Origin of the sequence: Mesorhizobium denitrificans (assembly GCF_003403035.1) — a bacterium.
GTDB classification, from domain to species: domain Bacteria; phylum Pseudomonadota; class Alphaproteobacteria; order Rhizobiales; family Rhizobiaceae; genus Mesorhizobium_G; species Mesorhizobium_G denitrificans.
The window spans coordinates 1-3,614 of sequence record NZ_QURN01000035.1 but is presented as its reverse complement, the minus strand read 5'-3'; the positions used below and the strand labels follow the sequence as shown (position 1 = coordinate 3,614).

The window sequence follows — 3,614 nt, the reverse complement described above, 5'->3', positions numbered from 1 at the left end:
TGTGACTTTCCATTAAACCTCAAGAATCGGTCTGCAAGGATATCAATGCGTTACGCGGGCACATAATCTGATAATTAGCAGTTAATCACGATAATCGCTGCTTGCTTTTGGCACTTAATGTGAGAATGATCGATCTCATGTATTTGCGCCGAGAGCCGCGATGCCCAAGTCGTTTGCCGAAGAAATCGATGAAATTGATTGGGATGACGCCTGCCACAAGGCGGATGTGATCCGCGACTTTCTGCGCCGAGTGTCCGGTCCCACCACGACAGCTCAGATGCGAGAACTTGCCGCCGAGCTTCGGCTGAGCCAGGCATCGGCGTATCGGCTGCTGAAGCTATTCCGGGAAGGCGGGACCGTTCTATCACTCGTCGGGCGCAAGGCCGGCCGGCCCGTCGGCCACAGGGTTCTCGACGAAGCGCGCAACGAAATCATCCGGGCCGAGATCAAACGCTTCTACCTGAAGAAGAACCGCCCGTCCGTATCGGCCCTGGTGCGCGAGGTGAACGCGAGCTGTCGCGCGGCAGGCTTGGCACCGCCTCATCGGAGGACGATCGTCGCACGCATTGAAGACGTCGATCTTGCCAAGCGCGCCAAGGCGCGCGGAGAACGGAAGATTGAGAAATCGACTATTGCCGTTCCGGGCAAGTTCGAAGTTTCGAGACCGCTGCAGGTTGTCCAGATCGACCACACCAAGGCAGACATCTTCGTCGTTGATGAAGAGGATCGTCGACCGCTCGGGCGCCCGTGGCTGACACTGGCCATGGATGTCTGCAGCAGGATGGTCACCGGCTTCTACCTCACCATGGCGGCGCCATCTCGGCTATCGACAAGCCTTTGCCTGCTGCATTCGGTCTTTGACAAATCTGCGTGGCTTCGCGAACGCGAGATAGCGGACCCATGGCCCGTCGCTGGCCTCCCGGATCGGCTCCATGTGGATAATGGCCGCGACTTCCGCAGCCGTGCATTCCAGCGCGGCTGCGAGGATGCCGGTATCGAGATTGACTGGCGGCCTCCCGGCGAGCCCCGGTTTGGGGGCCACATCGAGCGCCTGATCGGCACACAGATGGGTAAGCTTCACCTGCTCCCCGGCACGACATTCAGCAATCCCGACGAACTGGGCGAGTACAATTCTCGTCGACATTCGGCATTCACGCTGCGCGAACTCGAGCGCTACATCGCTCTCGACATTGTCGGCGACTACCATCAATCGATCCACGCCAGTCTCAAACGACCACCGATCGCTGTATGGCGCGAGCATGAAGGTACAATCCCGCTACGGCTTCCACAGGACCGAATGCATTTCTGGCTCACCTTCCTGCCCGAAGACGAACGGACGTTACGGCCAAACGGTATCCACATCTTCGGACTGCGATATTGGTCCGCCGCCTTGGCAGCGGATGTCGGACGGACCGGCAAGCGGCGGCTGTTGATCAAATATGACCCGCGAGATCTGTCGCGCATATTTGTCCGGCGTCTGTCGGGCAACTTCGTGGAGGCCCGCTATGCCGACATCACCTTGCCTTCGATCACGCTTGCTGAAGCCAAGTCGTCGCGAGAATGGCTGTTGGCGAAGGGAAAACGCGAAATCGATATGGGAACAATCGTTCGTACCGCCATAGCTCGGCGCCAGTTGGTGGAAGACGCGAAGCGGATGACGGCTACGGTGCGGCACGGCAAGGCAGTCGGCCGCAAGCCAAGAGTGGAAGATCGCGAATGGGGCTCGCTTCGCGGCGTCGACTCCAGCAAACCCGTACCCTTTGTTGAGGATACGGATTGATCTGGCATGAACGATGAAATCTCTCACCTGACCGCTGGCGCGGCGGCGTTGCTTGTCGAAACGGACGATCGGCGCATTCGCGCGATACGATCGCGCCGCTGGGTGCTCTACCCACGCGCCAAGCAGGCTCTCGATCGTCTGAGCGCGCTCCTCGACCATCCTCGAGGTACCCGCATGCCCTCGATTGCGATCTATGGCGACAGCGGCATGGGCAAGACGATGATCATGAAGCGTTTCCGGGACGAGCATCCGCCGAGCTTCAATCCGGTGACGGGAACGCTGAAGACCCCGGTCCTGACCATGGAAATGACTAGCCGGCCCGGCGAGCGCAGGTTCTATGCCGAACTCCTGACCCTTCTCGGCGCGCCGCAGCGGCCGCGCGCCGACATTGCCCAGATGGAGCAGGCGTCGCTGCGGATCATGGAGGCCATCGGCGTGCAGGTGCTGGTGATCGATGAGGTGCACAACATCCTCGCCGGAACCTATCGTGAGCAGCGCATAGTGCTGAACACGTTGCGTTTCCTCAGCAATCGTCTGCATATCTCGCTGGTCTGCTTCGGCGTCAACGAGGCGCGCGAGGCAATCAGCGGCGACGTCCAGCTTGCCCGCCGGTTTGAGCAGTTCACCCTGAACCGGTGGGCGGCGAACGAACAGTTCGAGACCCTGGTGGCGTCGATCCTGCGCAACACGCCGCTGCGCCGGCCGTCGGTGCTCACGCCAAAATCGTTGCGACGGATCCTGCAGATCACCGAGGGCATTACGGCCAACATCTTCCACATGATCAACAGCCTCGCGATCGACGCCGTCGAAAGCGGCCGCGAGCACATCACCGACGAAGCGATTGAAAACTGGGAGCCGGAGTTCGACGCCGAGGCGGCATTCGCATGACGCAAGAGGCGGCACGACGGCAGCTGCCGGTACTGCTGCTGCCAGTCGCTGACGAGCTTTTGTCCTCCTGGATCAACCGCCATGCCGACTTCTACGCGGTCCCACCGCTCGTCATGCTGCGGCATTGCCTGCCGGAAGCTCGCTCGCTGCGAGCCGCCGATCTCCATTTGAGCGCCGATCAGGAAATCCGGCTGGCCAAGGTGTTCGCCACCGAGCCGGCTGTCGTGCGTCGAATGACCTTCACCAAAGTCACGCAGTCGTCACGCCGGCTGATCGCCGTCAGGCCTCAGCAATCCTGCCTGAACTGCAGCGCCCGTCGCACGAAACCGGCGCCAACCTTGAGAAGCCAACTGGTTGGCTGGCGCCTCACCTGTCCTGTCTGCGGAGGTCTGTTCCGGGACACCAACGGACGCGAAGTCCCCTCCCCTTTCCGGCAGTACCGCGACGCGGCTATTCGGGGCGAACGGCTGCTCGACGACGAGGCCGAACGTGGTATCGCGACCTGGACATCGCCTGCCGAAATCGCTCGGCTTCTCCTGATGCGACGCATTCCAAGACCTATTCCCCACGAGAGCGACCTTTGGCGCTTCAGGGTGCTCGGCGCCATCATTCCCGATCTCGATGGCATCGTTGCCGCGGAACAGGAGAACCTACCCACGCCCGCAAGTCCGATCCTTCGGCTTCACATGCGGCCGGCACTGCTGGCCGGGATAGCCATTATCGAGCGTGCCGGACCTGAAATGCTCCGAATGCTGCGTCGTCACATGATGGGCGACAACAGATTCCGATTCACCGAAACCACCGAACGCATAATAGCACAAGCCCAATGGCCGAGGCCCTCCCACCAGTTGCAGTTAATTTGAGAATCGCACAGGCAGGATTCTCATGATTAAATGGTCAATCACAACCAAATCGTCGCATTCTTGCGGTTAACTGCTAAGCGACA

General features: G+C 60.5%; 3 protein-coding genes. All 3 read left to right on the top strand.

Annotated elements, in window-relative coordinates; translation table 11 throughout:
• Positions 1-160: 160 nt before the first annotated feature.
• From DY251_RS21125 to DY251_RS21115, 3 genes are read left to right on the top strand one after another with little or no spacing between them, the layout of a single operon-like run.
• Positions 161-1,780 carry a Mu transposase C-terminal domain-containing protein gene (locus tag DY251_RS21125; protein WP_116625875.1) on the top strand — a complete coding sequence of 540 codons (1,620 nt, stop codon included), beginning with the start codon at positions 161-163 and terminating at the stop codon, positions 1,778-1,780.
• A gap of 6 nt (positions 1,781-1,786) precedes the next feature.
• Positions 1,787-2,668 carry a TniB family NTP-binding protein gene (locus DY251_RS21120; protein ID WP_116625874.1) on the top strand — a complete coding sequence of 294 codons (882 nt, stop codon included), beginning with the start codon at positions 1,787-1,789 and terminating at the stop codon, positions 2,666-2,668.
• A complete protein-coding gene (locus DY251_RS21115; RefSeq protein WP_116625873.1) occupies positions 2,665-3,531 on the top strand; it encodes a TniQ family protein in 867 nt (288 codons plus the stop codon). The genes DY251_RS21120 and DY251_RS21115 overlap by 4 nt, the downstream gene beginning before the upstream one ends.
• Positions 3,532-3,614: the final 83 nt, after the last annotated feature.